Source organism: Paraperlucidibaca baekdonensis, assembly GCF_003387535.1.
GTDB classification, from domain to species: Bacteria; Pseudomonadota; Gammaproteobacteria; order Pseudomonadales; family Moraxellaceae; genus Perlucidibaca; species Perlucidibaca baekdonensis.
This window is the reverse complement of the sequence record NZ_QUNR01000010.1, coordinates 1-1329: the sequence shown is the minus strand read 5'-3', so window position 1 is coordinate 1329 and position 1329 is coordinate 1. Positions and strand designations below refer to the sequence as shown.

Sequence of the window (1329 nt, the reverse complement as noted above, 5' to 3'; positions counted from 1 at the left end):
GAGGGTGTGCAGAATTTTGTGTAACCGGGATTTCGGTTACTGCCGTGGCAGTCTTTCCGCGTAGCTGATCGTAAATCGGGTCAATGCCGCTTTCCAGTCCCGTATCGGCATTGTCCATTTCTTGCTGATGTTGCGCAGTGCCAAGTAGAACAACTTCAGCAAGGCTTCATCGCTCGGGAATGAACCCCGATTCTTGGTGATCTTGCGCAGACTCATATTCACCGACTCGATGGCATTGGTGGTGTAAATCACCTTTCGTATCTCCGGAGGGAAGTCGAAGAACGGCGTGATCCGCGCCCAGTTTCGCCGCCAAGACTGGCCTATCGGCAGATAATCATCGTCCCATTTGTCCTCGAACTCGCTCAGCCGCAGCTCGGCTTCATCGACGGTACTCGATTGGTAAATCCGCTTTAGATCAGCCGCGACCTCGGCTCGGCGCTTCCACGACACATAGTTCAGGCTGTGCCTGACCATGTGCACGATGCATAGCTGAACGCTGGTCTGCGGGAACACCGCCTCAATGGCTTCAGGGAAGCCCTTCAGGCCATCGACGCAGGCGACGAAGATGTCCTGTACGCCTCGGTTGCGTAGCTCGGTCACCACTTGCAGCCAGAACTTGGCACCTTCCGTTTGGGCGATCCAGATGCCGAGAATCTCCTTCTCACCAGCCATGTTGATACCCAGCGCCAGATATACCGCCTTCACCCGCACGGCACCATCGCGCACCTTGGTGTGGATGCAATCGAGGTAGACGATGGGATACAGCGTATCGAGCGGTCGCGATTGCCAGGTCTTTACTTCATCGGCCACCGCATCGGTGACTGACGAGATCAGGCTGGGCGATACCTCGGCCCCGTACATCTCCTGCAAATGCGCTTGAATCTCACGTACGGTCATGCCGCGTGCATACAGAGACAGGATTTTGTCATCGAAGCCGGCCCAGCGAGTTTGATGCTTCTCGACGATTTGCGGCTCGAAGCTGCCATGGCGATCACGCGGGATCTCGATGGGCAGCTCACCGAACTCGCCTTTAAGCTTCTTGCGACTGAAACCGTTGCGGGTATTGCCAACGGGGTTGATGACCGGCTGATGCCGGTCATGACCGAGGTGATGGGTCATCTCGGCATCGAGGGCGCGCTCGACGAGCTTCTTAGTCAGCTGCTTGAGAATACCATCAGCGCCGATAAGGTCTTCAGGCTTCTGGTAGTTGGCGAGTAGCTGATCAAGCAGCGCGTCGTTGATGGGGGGTTTGTCCTTGCTCATGGTGTCTCCGGTCTGATGCGACAGTGTCGCTTGGTAGACCGGTTACACAAAGTCTAGGACACCCTC

1 protein-coding gene is annotated in these 1329 nt (G+C 56.4%); it reads right to left on the bottom strand.

The genetic code is table 11. The annotated features are described in order from the left end of the window. Positions 1 to 36 precede the first annotated feature (36 nt). Positions 37 to 1263, bottom strand: a complete 1227-nt coding sequence (locus DFR26_RS11010; RefSeq protein WP_116209109.1) for an IS256 family transposase — start codon at positions 1261 to 1263, stop codon at positions 37 to 39. Positions 1264 to 1329 lie beyond the last annotated feature (66 nt).